A 21,622-nucleotide genomic window follows, 5' to 3' on the forward strand; every position below is an offset into this window, starting at 1 on the left:
CGACGTGTTCGCTACTTGATCAGGTAGATCGTCGCGAAGAGGCCGATCCAGACGACATCGACGAAGTGCCAGTAGTAGGACACGACGATGGCCGACGTGGCCTGTTCGTGGGTGAACCTCTTGGCCGCGTACGTCCGGCCGAGGACCAGCAGGAAGGCGATGAGACCGCCCGTCACGTGCAGACCGTGGAAGCCGGTGGTCAGGTAGAACACCGTGCCGTACGGACCGGACGAGAGGGACATGCCCTCGTGCTTGACCAGCTCGGTGTACTCGAACACCTGGCCGCCAATGAAGATCGCACCCATGACGAACGTGATGATGAACCACGACCGGAGCTTCTTCACGTCACCGCGCTCTGCGGCGAACACGCCGAGCTGGCAGGTGAGGGAGGAGAGCACCAGGATCGTGGTGTTCGTCGCCGAGAAGGGCAGGTTCAGGCTCGCGGCCTGCTCTGTCCAGTACTCGGCGCCCGTCACGGATCGCAGGGTGAAGTACATCGCGAAGAGGGCCGCGAAGAACATCAGCTCGGAACTCAACCAGATGATGGTTCCGACGCTGACGAGGTTCGGCCGATTGACCGTCGGGTGCGCGTGCCCGGTATCTACTGTCGTTGCTGTCGCCACGACCGACATTATGTCGGTCGCTTATCCCGCCCTCACCCCGGGGGGTGCCGTTCGGAGTGTCAGGGGGGTGTGCAAGGCCCGAACGGCCCATCAGAGGAGGGGTCGCGAGGCTTGCGGAACCGATGTTGACAGCGGGTCGGACGGAGTAGCATCCCGCGCATCATCAGCGTGATTCACGGCCGGGTGGAGGACGAAATGCGGGCGACTGCGCGGGTTCTGGTCTACAGCGACGACGCGGGCACCCGGGAGCAGGTGCGGCTGGCCGCCGGGCGCAGGCCCGCCGCGGACCTGCCGCCGGTGGAGTTCCTGGAGTGCGCCACGCTTCCAGCGGTCCTCAAGGAGCTGGACGCGGGCGGCATCGACCTGTGCGTGCTGGACGGCGAGGCGGTTCCGGCCGGGGGCATGGGCGTGTGCCGGCAGATCAAGGACGAGATCTTCCGGTGCCCCCCGGTGCTGCTGCTGATGGGGCGTCCCCAGGACGCGTGGCTGGCCACGTGGAGCCGGGCGGACGCGGCGGTCACCCTTCCGGTGGACCCGGTCGACTTCCCCGACACCCTCGCGGGTCTGCTCCGGTCGCGGCTGTCACCGGCCGCCTGAGGCTCCCGGGGCGTCCGGGACGCCCCGGTACGTGAAAACGGGCCCGCGGGCGGCCTGACTCGGCCGCCCGCGGGCCCGTACGGCCTTCTGCGGGGCTCTCAGACGGTGGGGCGCAGCCGCGCCTGGTCGACGGCGCTGCGGCCTTCCTGGGTGCCCTTCAGGAGCGCGCTGCCCTCACGCCACTCCTTCCACTCCATGTTCCAGTCTCCGAAGCCGTTCCCGAAGGTGTCCATGTCGTCGCCGATGCTGTTGATCACCCTGACGATGTCGCCCTCGGTGATGTTCTCGTAGAACCAGGCGGCGTTGCCAGTGCTCATGCCGGTGCAGCCGTGGCTGACGTTCTCGTAGCCCTGGGAGCCGACCGACCAGGGCGCGGCGTGCACGTACTCGCCGCTCCAGGTGACCCGGGTGGCGTAGTAGACGGGCAGGTTGTAGTACTCGCTGCCGCCGATGCCGACGGTGTCGCCGCGCATCTGGACGAAGTACTGCTTGCCGAGCACCACCTTGACCCCGTTGCGGGTGGAGAAGCCGGGCTTGCCGGTGGTCACCGGGATGGTGTTGATCACTTCGCCGTTGCGCTCGAACGTGAGGTAGTGCGAGGCGGCGTCGGTGGTGACCTCGACGCGGTCGCCGATCTCCAGCTTCAGCGGCTTGGACGCGGCCCCGTGGAGCTCGTCGGAGACCTTGATGCCCTCCAGGTTGCTCCGTACGGAGACGGTGGTGTGGGCGGGCCAGTAGTCCTTCGGGCGGTAGTGCAGGTTCTTGTCGTCCACCCAGTGCCAGGCTCCCTGGACGCCGGCCGGCGCGTCGACGACCAGGGCCCGTTCGACGATGGCGCGGGCGGCCTTGTCCTTGACGGGTTCGTTGAGCTCGGCCGTGAGGGGCTGTCCGACGCCGTACTTACCCTCGTCCGGGCCGAATTCGACCTTGAGGACCTTCTTGGCCGGGGTGGTCTCGAAAGTCAGCGTGCGCTGCCCCGGGGCGCCGCGCTGGTCCTCCGTGCTCACGAGGACGGTGTAGCGCACGCCCGCGGCCATCGGGACGGTGCTGTGCCAGCGGTCGCCCTTGGCCGAGAGCTCGCCCGCCAGGCGGCGGCCGTGGGTGTCGACGGCCATCACGTCGGTGATCCGCGCCTCGGCTCCCTTGGCGGTGACCTCCAGCGGCTTGTCCGGGTCGGTGGGGCGGCCGCCCGGGGGCTGGTTGAAGACGACCTGGTCGCCCGCGTCGTACGGGCGGGCGGACAGCGGGTTGTTGTCGCCGGACCCGCATGCGGTGGCGCCGGCCCCGAGGGACGCGACCAGCAGGGAGCAGCTGAGTACCGTCCAAAGACGCGGTGAGTGGTTCATGGGCCCAACGCTATGAAGATATGACAAATCCAGCGCGCGGGGTGACTGCAAACGAGGGGCCCGGACTCCTCCGAAAAGGTGTCCGGGCCCCTCTGCACTGCTCCGTACCGCTGGTACCGCTACCGCTTACTGGTTCTGGTTCTCACCGCGGTAGTACTCGTACACCCAGCCCCACAGGCCGATCAGGATGATCGGGGCCGAGAAGTACATGAGCCACCAGCCGAAGATGACGCCCATGAACGCGAGCGCGCCACCGATGGCGAGCGAGAGCGGCTGCCAGCTGTGCGGGGCGAAGAACCCCAGCTCGCCGGCCTCGTCCGCGACGTCGGCCTCCAGGTTGTCCTGGGCCATCTCGTCCACGCGCTTGGCCGTGAAGGCCAGGTAGTAGCCGATCATGGCGCTCAGGCCGAAGGCCAGCGCGAGAGCGGTGGTTCCGACCGGCTCCTTCGACCAGACGCCGTAAACGACGGTCATGATCAGGATGAAGACGGAGAGCCAGAGGAACATCTTGCCCTGGATCTTCACTTGCCGGCCTCCTTGCCACCGGTGACGGCCTTCGCCGGGGCGTGGTCCTCGAGGTGGTCGAGGGCCGCGATCTCCGGGTGGTGCAGGTCGAACGCCGGCGATTCACTGCGGATGCGCGGCAGGGTGAGGAAGTTGTGCCGCGGCGGCGGGCAGGACGTCGCCCATTCGAGCGAACGGCCGTAGCCCCACGGGTCGTCGACCTCGATCTTCTTGCCGTACTTGGCGGTCTTCCAGACGTTGTACATGAACGGAAGCATCGACAGGCCGAGCAGGAAGGAGCTGATCGTGGAGATCGTGTTCAGCGCGGTGAAGCCGTCGGCCGCGAGGTAGTCCGCGTAACGACGCGGCATGCCCTCGGCGCCCAGCCAGTGCTGCACCAGGAAGGTGCCGTGGAAGCCGATGAACAGCGTCCAGAAGGTGATCTTGCCGAGGCGCTCGTCCAGCATCTTGCCCGTGAACTTCGGCCACCAGAAGTGGAAGCCGGAGAACATCGCGAAGACCACGGTGCCGAAGATGACGTAGTGGAAGTGCGCGACGACGAAGTACGAGTCGGAGACGTGGAAGTCCATCGGGGGCGAGGCCAGGATGACGCCGGTCAGACCACCGAAGGTGAAGGTGATCAGGAAGCCGACGGCCCAGAGCATCGGGGTCTCGAAGGACAACGAGCCCTTCCACATGGTGCCGATCCAGTTGAAGAACTTCACACCGGTCGGTACCGCGATCAGGAAGGTCATGAAGGAGAAGAACGGCAGCAGCACACCGCCGGTGACGTACATGTGGTGGGCCCACACCGTCACGGACAGACCGGCGATCGCGATCGTCGCGGCGATCAGACCGATGTAACCGAACATCGGCTTGCGCGAGAAGACCGGGATGACCTCGGAGATGATGCCGAAGAACGGCAGCGCGATGATGTACACCTCTGGGTGTCCGAAGAACCAGAAGAGGTGTTGCCACAGCAGTGCGCCACCGTTGGCCGCGTCGAAGACGTGTGCACCGAACTTCCGGTCGGCCTCCAGCGCGAAGAGCGCGGCGGCGAGGACCGGGAAGGCCAGCAGGACCAGGACACCGGTCAGCAGCACGTTCCAGGTGAAGATCGGCATGCGGAACATCGTCATGCCCGGAGCGCGCATGCAGATGATCGTGGTGATGAAGTTGACCGAGCCGAGGATCGTGCCGAAGCCGGAGAAGGCCAGACCCATGATCCACATGTCGGCGCCGATGCCCGGCGAGCGGACGGCGTCCGACAGCGGGGAGTAGGCGAACCAGCCGAAGTCGGCCGCACCCGAGGGGGTGACGAAGCCGGCGACCGCGATGGTCGAGCCGAAGAGGTACAGCCAGTACGCGAACATGTTCAGCCGCGGGAACGCCACGTCGGGCGCACCGATCTGCAGCGGCATGATCCAGTTGGCGAAACCGGCGAACAGCGGGGTCGCGAACATCAGCAGCATGATCGTGCCATGCATGGTGAACGCCTGGTTGAACTGTTCGTTCGACATGATCTGCGTGCCCGGTCGGGCCAGCTCGGCGCGCATGAAGAGCGCCATGATCCCGCCGATGATGAAGAACACGAACGACGTGACCAGGTACATCGTGCCGATGGTCTTGTGGTCGGTGGTGGTGAGCCACTTCACGACCACGTTGCCCGGCTGCTTGCGCCGTACCGGCAGCTCGTTCTCGTACGAGTCAGCTGCGGCGGCACCCTGGGATTCGTTGAGGATGCTCACAGTTTGTTCGTCTCCGCATTCCGGGCGGGGTCAGTCTGCTTGATGCCGGCCGGCAGGAAGCCGGTCTGACCCTTCTCCGCCAGCTCCTTCAGGTGCGCGCGGTACTTCTCCGGAGAGACGACCTTCACGTTGAAGAGCATGCGGGAGTGGTCGACACCGCAGAGCTCGGCACACTTGCCCATGAAGGTGCCTTCCTGGGTCGGGGTGACCTCGAAGACATTGGTGTGGCCGGGGATGACGTCCTGCTTGAACAGGAAGGGCACCACCCAGAACGAGTGGATGACGTCGTTCGACGACAGGATGAAGCGGACCTTCTCGCCCTTGGGCAGGTACAGCGTCGGCCCAGGGTTGCCGGTCTGCGGGTTCCGGTCGCCGGGAACGCCCTTCTCGTAGACGCCCTCGGCGCCCGCCGGGAAGTCCTTGATGAAGCGGTCCGGCAGGGAGGCGAGCTCCTTGGGGGTCTCGCCGGCCTTCGGGGTCGCGGCATCGCCGTCGACGTTCTCGACGTAGTTGAAGCCCCAGCTCCACTGGAAGCCGATCACGTTGATCGTGTGCGCCGGCTTCTTGGAGAGGGAGAGCAGCTTCGACTCATCACGCGCGGTGAAGTAGAAGAGCACCGAGACGATGATGAGCGGGACCACGGTGTACAGCGCCTCGATGGGCATGTTGTACCGGGTCTGCGCGGGGACCTCGATCTTCGTCCGGCTACGCCGGTGGAAGATGACGCTCCACATGATCAGGCCCCACACCAGGATGCCCGTGATGAGAGCGGCCGCCCAGGATCCCTGCCACAGGGAGAGGATGCGAGGCGCCTCCTCCGTGACCGGGGTGGGCATTCCGAGGCGGGGGAAGTCTTTCCAGGTGTACGAGCAACCAGTGGCGGTCGCCAGGACCACGCCCGCAGTCAGCGCCTGCAGCAGCTTCCGCCGCATCGGGCGCCGCGGCGAGCGGTCGGAGCCGTAGGGACTCACGTAGCGCCTTCCCGAGAGTCTCGGCCCGCGCGGCCGGCCGCGGCCGTGTTCGGGTCGGTCGCCGGCCCTGACGCAGGCAGGGGTTTGGATGTTTATGCGGACCAAACCCTACTGGACGCTATTTGGGGTCGCGCGGGGAGGGTGCCCAACGCGCCGCTACTGCCCCCGAAGGGATGGATCCGCCGTACGGGGGACGGGCCGAACGGCCCTGAACGGCGCACCGCGGACGGCATCTGACGGTCCCTGAAGCCGCCGGCCGCGGGGCGGGGTCCGGCCCCCGCGCCGGCCACCATCTACCGTGGCCGGATGCCGTACTTCGACACCGCGTCCGCCGCTCCCCTGCACCCCGTGGCCCGGCAGGCCCTCCAGGCCGCCCTGGACGAGGGCTGGGCGGACCCCGCCCGGCTGTACCGGGAGGGGCGGCGGGCCAGGCTGCTGCTGGACGCGGCGCGCGAGGCAGCGGCCGAGGCGGTGGGATGCCGCGCCGACGAGCTCGTGTTCACTCCTTCGGGGACGCACGCGGTTCACACGGGCATGGCGGGCGTGCTCGCGGGCCGCCGCCGGGCCGGCCGCCATCTGGTCGTGTCGGCGGTGGAGCACAGCTCCGTACTCCACGCGGCGGACGCGCACGCGGCGGCCGGCGGCACGGTGACGGAGGTTCCGGTGGACCGGCTCGGCGCGGTCTCGGCCGCCGGGTACGAGGCCGCGCTCGGCTCCACCACGGCTCTGGCGTGCCTCCAGTCGGCCAACCACGAGGTGGGCACGGTCCAGCCGGTTTCCGAGGTGGCCGAGGTCTGCGGGGCCGCCGGCGTGCCGCTGCTCGTGGACGCCGCCCAGTCGCTGGGCTGGGGCCGGGTGGAGGGCGCCTGGTCCGTCCTCGCGGCCAGCGCCCACAAGTGGGGCGGCCCGCCCGGGGTGGGCCTGCTCGCCGTCCGCAAGGGGGTCCGCTTCTCCCCCCAAGGCCCCGCCGACGAACGGGAGTCGGGCCGCTCCCCCGGCTTCGCCAACCTCCCCGCGATCGTCGCGGCGGCCGCCTCGCTGCGGGCCGTACGGGCGGAGGCCGACGCGGAGGCGGCCCGGCTGCGGATCCTGGTGGACCGGCTGCGGCGGCGGGTGGTGCGGCTGGTGCCCGACGTGGAGGTGGTCGGGGACGCCGACCGGCGCCTGCCCCACCTGGTCACCTTCTCCTGCCTCTACGTCGACGGGGAGACCCTGCTGCACGAGCTGGACCGGGCCGGCTACTCGGTCTCCTCCGGCTCCTCCTGCACCAGCTCCACGCTGACCCCCAGTCACGTGCTGCGGGCGATGGGGGTGCTGTCGGAGGGGAACGTACGCGTCTCCCTGCCGCCGGGCACCTCCGCCGACGAGGTCAACGGCTTCCTGGAGGTCCTGCCGGCCGCGGTGGCGGGCGTACGGGAGAAGCTCGGCGTCCCGGACCCGGCCGCGGCCGCCGCCCCGGTGGCGGACGCGGTGGAGGTCGACGCGCTGGGGCTGCGCTGCCCCCAGCCGGTGATCGAGCTGGCCCGCGCCATCGTGACGGTCCCGGTCGGCGGGACCGTCACCGTCCTCTCGGACGACGAGGTGGCCCGCCTGGACATCCCGGCGTGGTGCGCGATGCGGGGGCACGCGTACCTGGGCGAGAGCCCGCGCGCGACGGGCGTGGCGTACCGGGTCCGCCGGGGGGCGTGACCTTCCGGACGGGCCGCTGCGCGGGGCTGGGTCCCCTACCCACCCTTCGCCCGTTCCCTGGGGCTCCGCCCCAGACCCCGCGCCTCAAACGCCGGCGAGGCTGATATCAGCCCCGCCGGCGTTTGAGGCGCGGGTCCGGGCAGCGCCCGGGGAACGGTGGAAGGGCGGGTAGGGGACCCTGCTCCGCGCAGCGGCAACGCACCCGCACCCGACCCACCGGCCCCGCAACGCGAACCGGCCCCGCCCCGCATCCGACAGCCGGAGGCTGTCGCAGCGGCGCGAAGCCGGTGAGGCCCCCAGGGGCCGAGCCGCGCGAGCGGCGCGTCAAAGAAGGGGCGCGGCGCGTCAGGAAGCGGAGAGGTGCGCGCGGACCTCGGCGGCGGCCTCGTCCCCGTAGGCCTTCGTGAAGCGCTCCATGAAGTGGGCACGGGCCAGGGTGTACTCCTGCGTGCCCAGGGTCTCGATCACCAGGGTGGCCAGCATGCAGCCGACCTGCGCGGCCCGCTCCAGGCCGACGCCCCAGCCGAGGCCGGTCAGGAAGCCGGCGCGGAACGCGTCGCCGACGCCGGTCGGGTCGACCTTCGCGTTCTCCTCGGGGCAGCCGACGAGGATCGGCTCGTGGCCGACCCGCTCGATGCGCACGCCCTGCGCGCCGAGGGTGGTGACGCGGGTGCCGACCTTGGCGAGGATCTCCTCGTCGGTCCAGCCGGACTTCGACTCGATGAGGCCCTTCTCGTACTCGTTCGAGAAGAGGTACGTCGCGCCCTCCATCAGGGTGCGAATGTTCTCGCCGTCCATCCGGGCGATCTGCTGCGAGAAGTCCGCCGCGAAGGGGATCCCGCGGGTGCGGCACTCCTCCGTGTGGCGGAGCATCGCCTCGGGGTCGTCGGCGCCGATGAGGACGAGGTCGAGGCCGCCCACGCGGTCGGCGACGGCCTTGAGCTCGATCTGCCGGGCCTCGCTCATCGCGCCCGTGTAGAAGGAGCCGATCTGGTTGTGGTCGGCGTCCGTGGTGCAGACGAAGCGGGCGGTGTGCAGGACCTCGGAGATCCGGACGGACTCGGTGTCGACCCCGTGCCGGTCCAGCCATGCGCGGTACTCGTCGAAGTCCGAGCCGGCGGCGCCGACGAGGATCGGGCGGGTGCCGAGCTGGCCCATGCCGAAGCAGATGTTCGGGCCGACGCCGCCCCGCCGCACGTCGAGGTTGTCGACGAGGAAGGAGAGGGAGACCGTGTGGAGCTGGTCGGCGACGAACTGGTCGGCGAAGCGGCCCGGGAAGGTCATGAGGTGGTCGGTGGCGATGGAGCCGGTGACTGCGATGCGCACGGCGTGGATGCTCCTGCGGATGACGGCGGGTGACATTCAACGCTACCTGGTCCGCACCCTCCGGCCGACCCGGCGAAACTACCCCGTAGTAGGACTTCCTTCGCCCAGGATGGCGCCCATACGGTGCCCCCATGACCTATACCGATGGCTTCGGGTACGCGGACCACGCCTCCGACACGCGGCCCGGCTTCGCACGGCTGCTCGGCGACTGCGCCCGGATGGCCCCGCACTGGGCCGTGGAGCGGGAGGCCCGGCCGGGGCGGGTGGCGCCGTCGCAGATCCACGGTGTGCGCGTGCCGCCCGCCTCCGCCCGGCTGATCGCCGGCACGGCCGCGTACGGCGACTAGGCCGTCTCTTCCGGATCTGGCCTGACCCGCGCCGCCCGGCACCGCACCTCGCCGCGTTGGCGGAGCACCCGAGTACGTCCAGTACAAGGGCGCCCCGCCAACGCGCCGATGCACGGCACCGGACGACGCGGGCTCAACCGGCAAGATCCGAAAGAGACGGCCTAGCGGATCGGAGGGAACCGCTTTCGCGGCCGCCGCGTCACACCCGCATCACGTACGGCGGGACACGCTAAGGAGCGATGCGGTGACCAGCGAACAACCCGACACATCACGCGCCACACGACGGCGGCCCGCCTGGGCCGTCGGGTCGATCGCGGCCGCCGTGCTGCTGGCCGGCGGTGGTACGGCGTACTGGGCGTCGACGGCGTACGGCGACGCCTCGGGCGGCGGTGCCCGTACGGGTGACAGCGCGGCCGTCGCGCCGCGTGCGGCCGGGTCCCCCACGGGCCCCGGCATCGCCCCCGGGGAGCCGGACCCCTCCGGCGGGCCGGTGGTGTACCGGGCGGACGTGAAGCTGCCCGACGGGCCGGGCACCGCGCCCGCCTTCGCCGCGTCGGGGGAGGTCGGCTCCGACGAGGTGGCCCGGCTCGCGAAGGCGCTCGGGATCGCCGGGGTGCCCCGGCTGGTCGGCGACTCCTGGCAGGCGGGCGAGGCCGCCGACGGCTCCGGGCCCCGGCTCACGGTGACCCGGAAGGCGCCGGGCACCTGGGCGTTCTCCCGCTACCAGGCCGGGGGCGGCACCGGGGACGACTGCGTGCGCGGCAAGGACACCTGCGGCCCGGCCACCCTGCCCCAGGAGGGCGGGGGCGCGGCGAAGCCCGTCTCGGAGGAGGCGGCCAAGGCCGCCGCGGCCCCGGTGCTCGCGGCCGTCGGGCAGGAGGGCGCGAAGGTGGACGCGCACCTCACCCAGGGTTCCGTCCGGGTGGTGAGCGCCGACCCGGTGGTGGGCGGGTTCCCGACCCAGGGCTGGTCCAGCAAGATCAGCGTCGGGGCCGACGGCGCGGTGGTGGCGGGCAGCGGGGAGCTGAAGGTCCCGGTCCGTGCGGGCGAGCGGGCCGTCGTCGGGGCTGCCGAGGCGCTGGAGCGGCTCAACGCGGCGGCGAAGGGCGGCGGTGACGGCACCGGCCCCGGGCCGAGCGGCTGCGCGACCACGGTGCCACTGACCCCGGACACGCCGACGGGCGCGACGGACACCCTGCCGTGCAACCCGGAGCCGCGGCCGATGAAGCCGCCGCGGACCGAGAGCGTGCGGGGGGCCGTCCTGGGGCTGGTCGCGGGGACGGTCGACGGCGGGCGGGGCCTGGTGCCGGCCTGGCTGTTCGAGGTGGCGGGAGCGCAGGGCAAGCCGGGCCGCACGGTGGTCCAGCCGGCCGCGGCGGAAGACGCCGGCAGCCCGGTGCCGCCGACGGCGCACACCGTGCCGGGGTTCTCGTACGCCCAGGCCGACCGGACGCTGACGGTGAACTTCTGGGGCGGGGTGTGCAGCACCTACACCTTGGAGGCGCGGGAGGAGGCGGCTTCGGTCCTGGTGAAGATCACGGACACCCCGAACAAGCCCGGCCAGGCCTGCATCATGATCGCGCAGGAGATGGCCCTGACGGCGACGCTCCAGCAGCCGCTCGGCGACCGCAAGGTGGTCGACGCCACGTCGGGCAAGCCGCTCCCCCGCCAGTAGGGCCGGGGGCCCGGAACGCGGAAGGGCCCGCGCCCGGTCGCCTCCGACCGGGCGCGGGCCCTTCCGCGTGCAGGCTTAGCTGAACGAGTCGCCGCAGGCGCAGGAGCCGGTGGCGTTCGGGTTGTCGATCGTGAAGCCCTGCTTCTCGATGGTGTCGACGAAGTCGATCGAGGCGCCGTGCAGGTACGGGGAGCTCATGCGGTCGGTGACGACCTTGACCCCGTCGAAGTCCTTGACGACGTCGCCGTCGAGGGAGCGCTCGTCGAAGAAGAGCTGGTAGCGCAGGCCGGAGCAGCCGCCGGGCTGGACGGCGACGCGCAGCGCGAGGTCATCGCGGCCTTCCTGCTCCAGCAGGGTACGGACCTTCTCGGCGGCGGCGTCGGACAGGAGGATGCCGTCGCTCACAGTGGTCTTGTCGTCCTGTACGGACATCTGCATTCACTCCCGAAGTGGGCGGCTCCCCGCCGGTGGCTGGGGAAACGTCGGACTCTTGCCGTCGATGGCAACCAGCGGGACCGCGGTTTCATTCCGGGTCCGGCGCCTTTGTTTTCTCGATTCATGCTCGCACACCCCGGCGGTCCGGTGGACCCCGCGACGAGGACCGGTGGAGTGGCGTACCCCGCACCAGGCGAATGCGTCACATCGACACTATCGGCATCGTCAAAGTGACGTGAAGCGGTTATGATAGATAGCGTCATATAGACGAGAAGTGTCGATCAAAGCCCCACCAAAGCCCCCCGCAGTCCCAGATTTCCTTGTCGCAGAACAGAAAGGGTGCGTGTCGTGACCACCGCCCAGCCTTTGGACGTCCAGCCGACGCCCCTTGCCCTGCTGCTGCTCGGCCGTGAGGCCGACCCCAAGAGCGAGCGCGGGGTGGAATGCCCCGGCGACCTGCCCTCACCGTCCGACCCGGACCTGGTGGCCCGCGCCCGCGCCGCCAAGGAGAAGCTCGGCGACAAGGTCTTCATCCTCGGCCACCACTACCAGCGTGACGAGGTCATCGAGTTCGCCGACGTCACCGGCGACTCCTTCAAGCTGGCCAAGGACGCGGCCGCCAAGCCGGAGGCCGAGTACATCGTCTTCTGCGGCGTGCACTTCATGGCCGAGTCGGCGGACATCCTGACGTCGGACGACCAGAAGGTCGTCCTGCCCGACCTCGCGGCCGGCTGCTCGATGGCCGACATGGCCACCGCCGAGCAGGTCGCGGAGTGCTGGGACGTGCTGACCGAGGCCGGTGTCGCCGGTGCGACGGTCCCCGTCTCGTACATGAACTCCTCCGCCGACATCAAGGCCTTCACCGGCAAGCACGGCGGCACGATCTGCACCTCGTCCAACGCGAAGAAGGCCCTGGAGTGGGCCTTCGAGCAGGGTGAGAAGGTGCTCTTCCTCCCGGACCAGCACCTGGGCCGCAACACCGCCGTCCGCGACATGGGCATGTCCCTGGACGACTGCGTCCTCTACAACCCGCACAAGCCGAACGGCGGCCTGACCGCCCAGCAGCTGCGGGACGCCAAGATGATCCTGTGGCGCGGCCACTGCTCGGTCCACGGCCGGTTCTCGGTGGACTCGGTCAACGACGTGCGCGAGCGCATCCCGGGCGTGAACGTGCTCGTGCACCCCGAGTGCAAGCACGAGGTCGTGGCGGCCGCGGACTACGTCGGCTCGACGGAGTACATCATCAAGCAGCTGGAGGCGGCCCCGGCCGGCTCCAAGTGGGCCATCGGCACCGAGCTGAACCTGGTCCGCCGCCTGGCGAATCGATTCGCCCCGGAGGGCAAGGAGGTCGTCTTCCTCGACAAGACGGTCTGCTTCTGCTCGACGATGAACCGCATCGACCTCCCGCACCTGGTGTGGACCCTGGAGTCCCTGGCCGAGGGCAACCTCGTCAACCGGATCCAGGTCGACAAGGAGACGGAGAGCTTCGCGAAGCTCGCCCTGGAGCGCATGCTCGCCCTCCCGTAGGGATCCGCGCGGAACGCAGTACGAAGGGGCCCCGGGCCGGCGTCGGTGACGCCGGCCCGGGGCCCCTTTCGCGCGTCGGTCAGACCCCGACCGGGGTCTCGTCCGCCGACGGGGTCGGGACCACCGTCAGGCGGGCCTTCTTCTTCGCCCGGCGGCGCTCCTTGCGGAGCTCGATCATGGTGTAGAGCGTCGGCACCAGGAGCAGGGTCAGCAGGGTCGAGCTGACCAGGCCGCCGATCACGACCACCGCGAGCGGCTGCGAGATGAACCCGCCCTCGCCGGTGACGCCCAGCGCCATCGGGAGCAGGGCGAAGATCGTCGCCAGGGCCGTCATCAGGATCGGGCGCAGACGGTGGCGGCCGCCCTCGACGACCGCCTCGACGACGCCGAGGCCCTGTGCCCGGTACTGGTTGACCAGGTCGATCAGGACGATCGCGTTGGTGACCACGATGCCGATGAGCATCAGCATGCCGATCATCGCCGGGACGCCCATCGGGGTGCCGGTGACGATGAGCAGGCCCAGCGCGCCGGTGGCCGCGAAGGGGATGGACACCAGCAGGATCAGCGGCTGGATCAGCGAGCGGAAGGTCGCGACCAGCAGCATGAACACGATCGCGATGGCCGCGAACATGGCCAGGCCCAGCGAGGCGAAGGCCTCGTCCTGGTCCTCGGAGACCCCGCCGATGGCGGCGGTGGCGCCCTCGGGCAGGTCCAGGGCCTTGAGCTTGGTCTGGAGCGCGGAGCTGACCGCGCCCGTGTTGTCGCCGACCGGCTTGGCGGTGATGGTGGCGGCGCGGGCGCCGTCGATCCGGGTCATCGCGACCGGGCCGGGGACCTCCTGCACCTCGGCGATGTCGCCGAGCTTGGCGGGGCCGACCGGCAGGGCACGGAGCTCGGCCAGGGTGGCGGCCGGCTGCGCGGAGCGGATGACGACGTCCCGCTCGGTGTTGTCGAGCACGGCCTTGCCCACCGGGTTGCCGCGGACGGCCTGCGCGACGATCGCGCCCAGCGCGGCCTGGTTGAGGCCCGCCTCCGCGGTCTTCGGGGTGGCGGTGACCGAGATCCGGGGCACCGACTGCGCCAGGTCGCTCTGGACGTCGGTGACGTCCTTCAGGGTGGCCACCTCGGCGCGGACCTGTTCGGCCGCCTTGGCGAGGACGGCGCCGTCGCCCGCCTTGACGACCACGCTCAGGTTCTGGCTGCCGAAGCCGCCGCCGGCCGAGATGGAGGTGTCGCCGATGCCCTGGAGCTTGCCGAGGGCGTCCTGGATGCGCTGCTTGACGGCGTCGGACTGCCCGGCGTCGTCCAGGGTGACCTGGAAGGAGGCCTGGTTGGTGCCCGTACCGCCGCCGAAGGCCGCGAGGAACCCGGAGGAGCCCACGGTGACCTGGTGGTCCTTGACGCCCTCGATGCCGTCCAGGGCCTTCTCCACCTTGCGGGCGGCCTCGTCGGAGGCGGCCAGCGAGGTGCCGGCCGGCAGTTCCTGCTTGACCGTCAGGACGTCCTGGTCGCCCTGGTCGAAGAAGTTCGTCTTCAGCAGCGGGGTCATCCCGAGGGTGGCGACGAAGACGACGACCGCGATCGCGACGCTGCTCAGCCGGCGGCGGGTGGCGAAGCCGAGGACCTTCACGTAGAGGCGCTGGAGGCGGCTGTTGGCCTCCTTCTCCTCCGCCTCCCGGCGGGCCTTCCCGGGATCTTCCGACGTGCCCTTCGGGGCGCGCAGGAACCAGTACGAGAGCACCGGCACGACCGTCAGGGACACCAGCAGCGAGGCCAGCAGGGCGGCGGTGACGGTGAGCGAGAAGGAACCGAACAGCTCGCCGATCATGCCGCCGACGAGGCCGATGGGCAGGAAGACGGCGACGGTCGTCAGGGTGGAGGAGGTGACCGCGCCGGCGACCTCCTTGACCGCGGTGGTGATCGCGGCCTCGCGCTCCTCGCCGTAGCCGAGGTGGCGCTTGATGTTCTCCAGGACCACGATCGAGTCGTCGACGACCCGGCCGATGGCGATGGTGAGGGCGCCCAGCGTCAGCATGTTGAGCGACAGGTCGCGGGTCCACAGCACGATCAGCGCGAGCACCACGGACAGCGGGATGGAGACCGCGGTGACCAGCGTCGAGCGGATCGAGGCCAGGAAGACCAGGATCACGATGACGGCGAAGACGAGGCCGAGCAGGCCCTCGGTGGTCAGACCCGAGATGGAGCGGGCGACGGCCGGTCCCTGGTCGCTGACGACGGTCAGCTCGGCGCCGGAGCCGAGCGTGGAGCGCAGCTCGGGGAGCTTGTCCTTGACGGCGTCGGAGATGGCGACGGCGCTGCCGTCCTTGTCCATGGTGAGGACGAGGGCCAGGCTGGGCTTCCCGTTGGTGCGGGTGATGGAGTCGGCCTTGGCCGGCTCCTGCCTGACCGCGGCGACGTCACCGAGGCGGACGACGGGCTTGCCGGGGCCCGCGGTCAGCCGGAGGTCCTCCAGCTGGGCGAGCGAGGTATAGCCGGAGCCCACGCGGACGGTGCGGTTCCTGCCCTGCTCGTCGAAGGAGCCTGCGGGGACGGTCGTACCGCCCGCCTTGAGGCCCTCGGCGAGCGCGGCGCCGTCGAGGCCGGCGGCGGCGAGCTTGGCGTTGTCGGGGGTGATGGTGACCTGGAGGTCGCGCACGCCGTCGACGCTGACCTGGCCGACGCCGTCGATGTCCTCCAGGACGGGGACGACGGAACGGTTCAGCTGGTCGGCGAGCGCCTGCTGGTCCTTGTCGGAGGTGACGGCGAGGACGACGGTCGGGATGTCGTCGGTGGAGCCGGCCACCACCTGCGGGTCCACCTCGGCGGGCAGCCGGACGCGGGCCCGGTTGACGGCCTGCTGGACGTCGGCGACGAGCTGCTTGGTGCCGCTGTCGCCGTAGTCGAAGGTGGCGCGGATGAGGGCGTTGCCCTCGCTGGCGGTCGAGGTGATGCCGGTGATGCCGTCGACGCCCTTGAGGGTGTTCTCGATCGGCTCGACGACCTGCTTCTCGACCACGTCGGGCGAGGCGCCCTGGTACGGCGCGAGCACGGAGACCATCGGGAGTTCGATGGAGGGCAGCAGCTGCTGCTTGAGCTGCGGGATGGCTATGGCGCCGAACAGGAGCGCCACGATCGACACGAGGCCGACCAGCGCTCTCTGCGCGAGGCTGAACCGTGACAGCCAGGACATGGGCGTGGGATCTCTCTGCTGGTCGTTCGCGAGGACCCTGCCAGCCTTCCGCACCCGGCGGGCCCCCTGCGTCGCTCCCAGGTGCCGTCCTTATGTCCGGCATACCGCGTCCGCAGTACTCCGCCCTACTGCGCTCCCCCGCAGGTCATTCGGCGCGCGGCCGGACCAGTCCCGATTCGTACGCGATGACCACCAATTGCGCCCGGTCGCGGGCGCCGAGCTTGGCCATGGCCCGGTTGACGTGGGTCTTCACCGTCAACGGGCTCACCTCCAGCCGGGCGGCGATGCCGTCGTTGGACAGTCCGCCGGCGACGTGCACGAGGACCTCGCGCTCGCGTCCGGTCAGCGCGCCGAGCCGTTCGGCGTGGGCGGAGCCGGCGGCGGGGGCGTCGGCACGGCCGCCCTGGGCCAGGAAGCTGGCGATGAGCCCCTTGGTGGCGGCCGGGGAGAGCAGCGCCTCGCCGGCGTGGGCCACGCGGATGGCGTTGAGGAGCTCGTCGGGCTCGGCGCCCTTGCCGAGGAAGCCGGAGGCTCCGGCGCGCAGGGCCGCGGCCACGTACTCGTCCACCTCGAAGGTGGTCAGCATGACGACGCGTACGCCCGACAGCTCCGGGTCCGCGCTGATCATGCGGGTGGCGGCGAGCCCGTCGGTGCCGGGCATCCGGATGTCCATGAGGACGACGTCGGCCCGCCGCTCACGGGCGAGGTCGTACGCCTGGGCTCCGTCGGAGGCCTCGCCGACGACCTCCATGTCGGGCTCGGAGTCGACGAGCACCTTGAACGCGCTGCGCAGCAGCGCCTGGTCGTCGGCGAGCAGGACGCGGATGCGGGCGGGGCCGGCGGCGGGATCGGTCATGGCGCCAGGGTAGGCGCGGCCGGGGTCAGCCGAGGGCGAGGACCACCAGGACGGCGGTCGCGGCGACCTCGCAGACGGCGCCGAAGACGTCCCCGGTGACCCCGCCGAAGCGGCGGACGCAGCGGCGGAGCAGGAGTTCGGCGGCGAGCAGGCCCGCGAGGACGGCAGCCGCGTGCTGCGCGGCGGCGAGCAGGCCGGCCGGGAGGGCGGCGAGGGCGGCGAGGGCGACGACCGCGGCCGCGACCCGGGCGGCCACCCTGTGGGGGACCACGCCGGCCACCGCCGCGCCGAGCCCTTCGGGCCGGGCGGCGGGGACCCCGTCGCGGGAGGCCAGGGTCATCGCGAGGCGGGCGGTGACGGCGGCGAGCACGGCGGCCAGGGCGCCCCGGATCCAGCTGTCGGCGTAGGCGTTGGCGAGGGCGGCCGCCTGGACGAGGAAGACGACCAGGAGGGAGATCACCCCGAAGGGGCCGATGTCGGACTGCTTCATGATCCGCAGGGCGTCCTCGGCGGGCTTGGCGCTGCCGAGCCCGTCGGCGGTGTCGGCCAGGCCGTCCAGGTGGAGTCCGCGGGTGAGCGCCGCCGGTACGGCGACGGTGACGGCCGCGGCGAGCAGCGGGCCGCCGCCGAGGAGCAGCAGGAGCGTCCCGGGGACGGCGGCGAGCAGGCCGACGGCGAGGCCGGCGAGCGGGGCGCAGGCCATGCCCGTGCGGGCGGCGGGCCGGTCCCAGCGGGTGATGCGCGCGGGGAGGACGGTCAGCGTGCCGAAGGCGAAGCGGATCCCGTCGGGGAGGGAGGCGCGTTCCGCGGGCGGCTGCGGCAGTGGATCATCGGTCGAGTCTGTCATCGGCGCGAACGCTACCCGCTTACGGTGGGCGGTAAATTGCTCAATACGTGTCATATCGGGAGCTGGTGTCGTGGGTCACTGGTGGGAACGCAACATCATCGAGCCGGGCAAGCTCCCCCTGCTGCTGGCCCTGCTGTCCTTCGTGCTGTCGTTCCTGGTCACCCGGGTGATCACGAGGCTGATCCGGGCCGGCCGGGGGCCCTTCAAGAACATCACCCCGGGCGGTCTGCACGTCCACCACGTGGTGCCCGGAGTGGTCCTCGTGATCATCGGCGGGTTCGGGGCGGTCGGCAGCGGCGGGCACAGCTTCGGCGCGGGCCTGTCGGCGGTCCTCTTCGGCCTCGGGGCGGGCCTGGTGCTCGACGAGTTCGCGCTGATCCTGCACCTGGACGACGTCTACTGGAGCGAACAGGGCCGCAAGAGCGTGGAGATCGTGGTGCTGACGGCCGCGGTGGTCGCGCTGGTGCTGGGCGGCTTCCTGCCGTTCGGGGTCAACGAGCTCTCCCCGGAGGAGCGGCACAGCCGCGGGCTCGTCGTCATGAACACCGCCACCAACTTCTTCCTCGCCCTGATCGCCCTGTGGAAGGGGAAGCCGCGCACCGCGATATTCGGGCTGGTGATCCCCTTCGTGGCACTGATCGGGGCGGTGCGCCTGGCCCGGCCCGGGTCCCCGTACGCCAAGCGCTTCTACGCCCGCCGCCCGCGCGCGCGGGCCAGGGCGGGGCTGCGGGCCTTCCACCACGACCGGCGCTGGGCCCGGCCGCGGCGCAAGTTCGAGAACTTCATCAGCGGGCTCTCCGACCCGGAGAAGCACCCCGCCGAGCGGCGCGAACAGCACGGAGGACCCGTCCCCTGACGTACGGGACGGGTCCTGCGCGGTGTCGGTGGCCCCGGGGGCCCGGCGGCTTCAGCCCGGGATGAGGCCGTCGTCGCGGAGCATCTCCCGCACCTCCGCCAGCGTGGCGTCGGGTGCGGGCAGGATCAGCTCGGACGGCTCCAGCGCGTCGTCCGGCAGCGGACTGCCCAGGCGCCTGACGGCGTCGAGCAGGGCGCCCAGCGTGCGCCGGAAGCCCGCCTCGTCACCGCTCTCCATCTCTTCGAGGAGCTCGTCGTCCAGCTTGTTGAGCTCGGCGAGGTGCGCGTCGGCCAGCTCGACCTGGCCCTCCCCCATGATGCGGACAATCATGACGGGCCCCTGTCCTACTGCTTGTCGAACCGGTGCTGGGACTGGTGCGGCTGGGCGGTGCCCGGGGCGCCGCCCTCGATGGCCTGCTGCTGGGCGGACGGGCCGCCGGCCAGCTCGGCCTTCATCCGCTGGAGCTCCAGCTCCACGTCCGTGCCGCCGGAGAGGCGGTCCAGCTCGGCCTGGATGTCGTCCTTGGAGCCGAGACCGCTCTGGTCGTCCAGGGCGCCGGAGGCGAGCAGCTCGTCGATCGCGCCGGCCCGGGCCTGGAGCTGGGCGGTCTTGTCCTCGGCCCGCTGGATGGCGAGGCCGACGTCGCTCATCTCCTCCGAGATGCCGGAGAAGGACTCCGCGATGCGGGTCTGCGCCTGGGCGGCCGTGTAGGTGGCCTTGATGGTCTCCTTCTTCGTACGGAAGGCGTCCACCTTGGCCTGGAGCCGCTGCGCGGCCAGCGTCAGCTTCTCCTCCTCGCCCTGGAGGGTCTGGTGCTGCACCTCCAGGTCGCTGACCTGCTGCTGGAGGGAGGAGCGGCGGGACAGGGCCTCGCGGGCCAGGTCCTCGCGGCCCAGGGCGAGGGCCTTGCGGCCCTGGTCCTCCAGCTTCGCGGACTGGCTCTGGAGCTGGTTCAGCTGCAGCTCCAGGCGCTTGCGGGAGGTCGCCACGTCGGCGACGCCGCGGCGCACCTTCTGGAGCAGCTCCAGCTGCTTCTGGTACGAGTAGTCGAGGGTCTCGCGCGGGTCCTCGGCCCGGTCCAGGGCCTTGTTCGCCTTCGCGCGGAAGATCATCCCCATACGCTTCATGACACCGCTCATGGGCTTCGCGCGCCCCCTTCTAGACGGACTGTGCTCCAGGTCACCGACAGGACCCACAGTACGGGCCCTGTCTCTATTACCGCACTGTTCGAGTACGGATGCGCTCCTCCTCCAGGACGAGTACCCCGGTGCCGTATCAGGCGTAAGGAGTAGGTGATCCCGGAGTTCCGGCGGCCCGGAATCCCCGGCACCGGAACGAGTCCCGCACTCGGTAGACGCCCGCCGTTGCCGGATCGTTCCCCGCCGGGGTGGGGCCCGTGGCCCCGACCACGTACGCTTGGGTTTTGTGTTTGGTAGCCGCTCCTCCAAGGAAGAGAAGGCCTCCGCCACCGACAAGGTGAGCGCCGGCCCCTCGCAGCCCCGTGACCCGCAGGCCCCGAAGGGCCGCCCGACGCCGAAGCGTGCTGTGGCCCAGTCGCAGCGCAAGGCCGTGGTGGCCTCGACCGGCAACCGCAAGGAGGACGCCAAGCGAGCCCGCGAGCGTCGCCGCGAAGAGATGGCCCGCCAGCGCGAGGCGCTGGCCAACGGCGACGAGCGCTATCTGCCGACCCGTGACAAGGGCCCGGTGCGCCGCTTCGTCCGCGACTACGTGGACTCGCGCTTCTCGGTCGCCGAGATGTTCCTGCCGCTGGCCGTGATCATCCTCGTACTGAGCATGATCAAGGTGCCCTCGATCCAGAACATCGCCCTGATGCTGTGGCTCGGCGTGATCGTCCTGATCATCCTCGACTCCATCGGCCTGTGGTTCCGGCTGCGGAAGGCGCTCAACGAGCGCTTCCCGGACGAGCCGCGCCGCGGCGCCGTCGCCTACGGTCTGATGCGCACCCTCCAGATGCGTCGCCTGCGCCTGCCCAAGCCGCAGGTCAAGCGCGGAGAGCGGCCCTGACCGGAGCGACGCCCGGAGCATCAGGGGCATCGTCGGGGGAGGGCTTCTCGGGGGGAGCCCGGCTGTGGCTGGAGGGACTGGGCGGACTGCGCAACGCCGTCCGCCAGGAACTCGTGGGCCGACAGGTCGAGGAACAGATCACGCACCGCTTCCCGGTCGGGCAGCGGCTGCGGGTCCTCGACGTCGGCATGGGCCAGGGCACCCAGGCGCTGCGCCTGGCCCGGGCGGGACACCGCGTCACCGGCCTGGAGCAGGACGCCGCCATGCTGGCGGTCGCCCACGCGGCGCTGGCCGCCGAACCGGCCGGGATCCGCGACCGGGTCGAGCTGGTCGAGGGCGACGGCCGGGAGACCGGCGCGCACTTCGAGCCGGGCAGCTTCGACGTGGTGCTGTGCCACGGCGTGCTGATGTACGTGTCGGAACCCGACGCGATGCTCGCCGGACTCGCGCGCATGCTCGCCCCCGGCGGGCTGCTGTCCCTGCTCGTGCGCAACGGCGACGCGCTCGCCCTGCGGCCCGGACTGTCGGGCGACTGGCCGGGAGCGCTGGCCGCCTTCGACACCGTCGACTACACGAACCGGCTGGGCCTGGACGTACGGGCCGACCGGCTGGCCGACCTGACCGCGACGCTGTCGGGCATCGGCGCACCGCTGAACACCTGGTACGGGGTCCGCGTCTTCACCGACGGCACCGAGGCCGGGGCGGAGCTGCCGCCGGACGAGGAACTGGACCGGCTGCTGGCCGCCGAGGAACGCGCCGGCCGCACCGATCCCTACCGGGGGGTGGCGGCACTGCTGCACCTGTGCGGGGTGCGCGGGTAGCGCGGTGGCGCGGCTTGACTTCACGGAACCCCGGGGGGACTCCCCCGGGGTTCCGGCGTTTCCCGAGCGGGGCCCTGGTCCGGAGCGGGCCGGCGTGCGCCGCTGCGCGGGGCCGGGGTCCCCTACCCACCCTTCCACCGTTCCCCGGGCTTCGCCCGGACCCATACGGCGCTACCGCGCCCGCGCCTCAAACGCCGGCGAGGCTATCTATAGCCTCGCCGGCGTTTGAGGCGCGGGGG

20 protein-coding genes are annotated in these 21,622 nt (G+C 71.1%); 8 read left to right on the forward strand and 12 right to left on the reverse strand.

What is annotated here, in order from left to right:
• Positions 1-11 precede the first annotated feature (11 nt).
• A complete protein-coding gene (locus ACIPW5_RS37510; protein ID WP_401255242.1) occupies positions 12-632 on the reverse strand; it encodes a heme-copper oxidase subunit III in 621 nt (206 codons plus the stop codon).
• Between the two features lie 186 nt (positions 633-818).
• On the opposite strand from ACIPW5_RS37510, the gene ACIPW5_RS37515 reads away from it, so the two are divergent.
• Positions 819-1,220 carry a hypothetical protein gene (locus ACIPW5_RS37515; protein ID WP_362468736.1) on the forward strand — a complete coding sequence of 134 codons (402 nt, stop codon included), beginning with the start codon at positions 819-821 and terminating at the stop codon, positions 1,218-1,220.
• A 98-nt stretch (positions 1,221-1,318) separates the two neighbouring features.
• Here ACIPW5_RS37515 and ACIPW5_RS37520 read toward each other — a convergent pair whose 3' ends face one another.
• The 4 genes from ACIPW5_RS37520 to coxB all read right to left on the reverse strand — a co-directional run bounded on the left by ACIPW5_RS37520 (position 1,319) and on the right by coxB (position 5,789).
• On the reverse strand, positions 1,319-2,566 hold the full coding sequence (locus ACIPW5_RS37520; protein WP_401255245.1) for an Ig-like domain-containing protein: 1,248 nt from the start codon (positions 2,564-2,566) through the stop codon (positions 1,319-1,321).
• Between the two features lie 126 nt (positions 2,567-2,692).
• Positions 2,693-3,091, reverse strand: a complete 399-nt coding sequence (locus tag ACIPW5_RS37525) for a cytochrome c oxidase subunit 4 (RefSeq protein WP_401255248.1) — start codon at positions 3,089-3,091, stop codon at positions 2,693-2,695.
• Positions 3,088-4,818 carry a cytochrome c oxidase subunit I gene (gene ctaD, locus ACIPW5_RS37530; RefSeq protein ID WP_125818809.1) on the reverse strand — a complete coding sequence of 577 codons (1,731 nt, stop codon included), beginning with the start codon at positions 4,816-4,818 and terminating at the stop codon, positions 3,088-3,090. The genes ACIPW5_RS37525 and ctaD overlap by 4 nt, the downstream gene beginning before the upstream one ends.
• Positions 4,815-5,789 carry a cytochrome c oxidase subunit II gene (gene coxB / locus ACIPW5_RS37535; RefSeq protein WP_401255251.1) on the reverse strand — a complete coding sequence of 325 codons (975 nt, stop codon included), beginning with the start codon at positions 5,787-5,789 and terminating at the stop codon, positions 4,815-4,817. Before coxB ends, ctaD begins: the two co-directional genes overlap by 4 nt.
• A 306-nt stretch (positions 5,790-6,095) precedes the next feature.
• Here coxB and ACIPW5_RS37540 point away from each other — a divergent pair, with 306 nt between their 5' ends.
• The gene (locus ACIPW5_RS37540; protein ID WP_401255254.1) at positions 6,096-7,478 is read left to right on the forward strand and encodes a cysteine desulfurase/sulfurtransferase TusA family protein; all 1,383 of its coding nucleotides are present in this window, start codon (positions 6,096-6,098) and stop codon (positions 7,476-7,478) included.
• 345 nt (positions 7,479-7,823) lie between these two features.
• Here the strand turns inward: ACIPW5_RS37540 and ACIPW5_RS37545 are convergent, their stop codons facing one another.
• A complete protein-coding gene (locus ACIPW5_RS37545) occupies positions 7,824-8,804 on the reverse strand; it encodes a carbohydrate kinase family protein (protein ID WP_401255257.1) in 981 nt (326 codons plus the stop codon).
• Positions 8,805-8,935: 131 nt separating this feature from the next.
• On the opposite strand from ACIPW5_RS37545, the gene ACIPW5_RS37550 reads away from it, so the two are divergent.
• Complete coding sequence (locus ACIPW5_RS37550; RefSeq protein WP_401255260.1) at positions 8,936-9,151, forward strand: hypothetical protein; 216 nt, start codon at positions 8,936-8,938, stop codon at positions 9,149-9,151.
• A 244-nt stretch (positions 9,152-9,395) separates the two neighbouring features.
• Positions 9,396-10,826 carry a hypothetical protein gene (locus tag ACIPW5_RS37555; protein ID WP_401255263.1) on the forward strand — a complete coding sequence of 477 codons (1,431 nt, stop codon included), beginning with the start codon at positions 9,396-9,398 and terminating at the stop codon, positions 10,824-10,826.
• Positions 10,827-10,901: 75 nt separating this feature from the next.
• On the opposite strand, the gene erpA is transcribed toward ACIPW5_RS37555, so the two are convergent.
• Entirely contained in the window at positions 10,902-11,258 is a 357-nt protein-coding gene (gene erpA, locus ACIPW5_RS37560) for an iron-sulfur cluster insertion protein ErpA (protein ID WP_030010511.1), read from the reverse strand.
• Positions 11,259-11,609: 351 nt separating this feature from the next.
• Between erpA and nadA the strand changes: the two genes are divergently transcribed.
• Positions 11,610-12,788 carry a quinolinate synthase NadA gene (gene nadA / locus ACIPW5_RS37565; RefSeq protein WP_385771584.1) on the forward strand — a complete coding sequence of 393 codons (1,179 nt, stop codon included), beginning with the start codon at positions 11,610-11,612 and terminating at the stop codon, positions 12,786-12,788.
• A 79-nt stretch (positions 12,789-12,867) separates the two neighbouring features.
• Here nadA and ACIPW5_RS37570 read toward each other — a convergent pair whose 3' ends face one another.
• From ACIPW5_RS37570 to cobS, 3 genes are all read right to left on the reverse strand, one after another.
• Entirely contained in the window at positions 12,868-15,978 is a 3,111-nt protein-coding gene (locus ACIPW5_RS37570) for an efflux RND transporter permease subunit (RefSeq protein WP_401255267.1), read from the reverse strand.
• A 145-nt stretch (positions 15,979-16,123) separates the two neighbouring features.
• Entirely contained in the window at positions 16,124-16,834 is a 711-nt protein-coding gene (locus ACIPW5_RS37575; protein ID WP_401255270.1) for a response regulator, read from the reverse strand.
• Positions 16,835-16,859: 25 nt separating this feature from the next.
• Positions 16,860-17,681 carry an adenosylcobinamide-GDP ribazoletransferase gene (gene cobS / locus ACIPW5_RS37580; RefSeq protein ID WP_401255273.1) on the reverse strand — a complete coding sequence of 274 codons (822 nt, stop codon included), beginning with the start codon at positions 17,679-17,681 and terminating at the stop codon, positions 16,860-16,862.
• Between the two features lie 70 nt (positions 17,682-17,751).
• Here cobS and ACIPW5_RS37585 point away from each other — a divergent pair, with 70 nt between their 5' ends.
• Positions 17,752-18,537, forward strand: coding sequence for a hypothetical protein (locus ACIPW5_RS37585; protein ID WP_401255275.1), 786 nt, complete (start codon positions 17,752-17,754; stop codon positions 18,535-18,537).
• A 51-nt stretch (positions 18,538-18,588) separates the two neighbouring features.
• Here ACIPW5_RS37585 and ACIPW5_RS37590 read toward each other — a convergent pair whose 3' ends face one another.
• Positions 18,589-18,867, reverse strand: a complete 279-nt coding sequence (locus ACIPW5_RS37590) for a hypothetical protein (protein WP_401255278.1) — start codon at positions 18,865-18,867, stop codon at positions 18,589-18,591.
• Positions 18,868-18,881: 14 nt separating this feature from the next.
• Positions 18,882-19,676, reverse strand: a complete 795-nt coding sequence (locus ACIPW5_RS37595; RefSeq protein WP_401255280.1) for a PspA/IM30 family protein — start codon at positions 19,674-19,676, stop codon at positions 18,882-18,884.
• 277 nt (positions 19,677-19,953) lie between these two features.
• Between ACIPW5_RS37595 and ACIPW5_RS37600 the strand changes: the two genes are divergently transcribed.
• Positions 19,954-20,562: a DUF3043 domain-containing protein gene (locus ACIPW5_RS37600; RefSeq protein WP_401255283.1), complete on the forward strand. Its 609-nt coding sequence runs from the start codon at positions 19,954-19,956 to the stop codon at positions 20,560-20,562.
• A 113-nt stretch (positions 20,563-20,675) separates the two neighbouring features.
• Positions 20,676-21,383: a class I SAM-dependent methyltransferase gene (locus tag ACIPW5_RS37605; RefSeq protein ID WP_401255286.1), complete on the forward strand. Its 708-nt coding sequence runs from the start codon at positions 20,676-20,678 to the stop codon at positions 21,381-21,383.
• The last annotated feature ends 239 nt before the right edge of the window (positions 21,384-21,622 follow it).

This window comes from Streptomyces sp. NPDC090077, assembly GCF_044747545.1.
GTDB lineage: Bacteria > Actinomycetota > Actinomycetes > Streptomycetales > Streptomycetaceae > Streptomyces.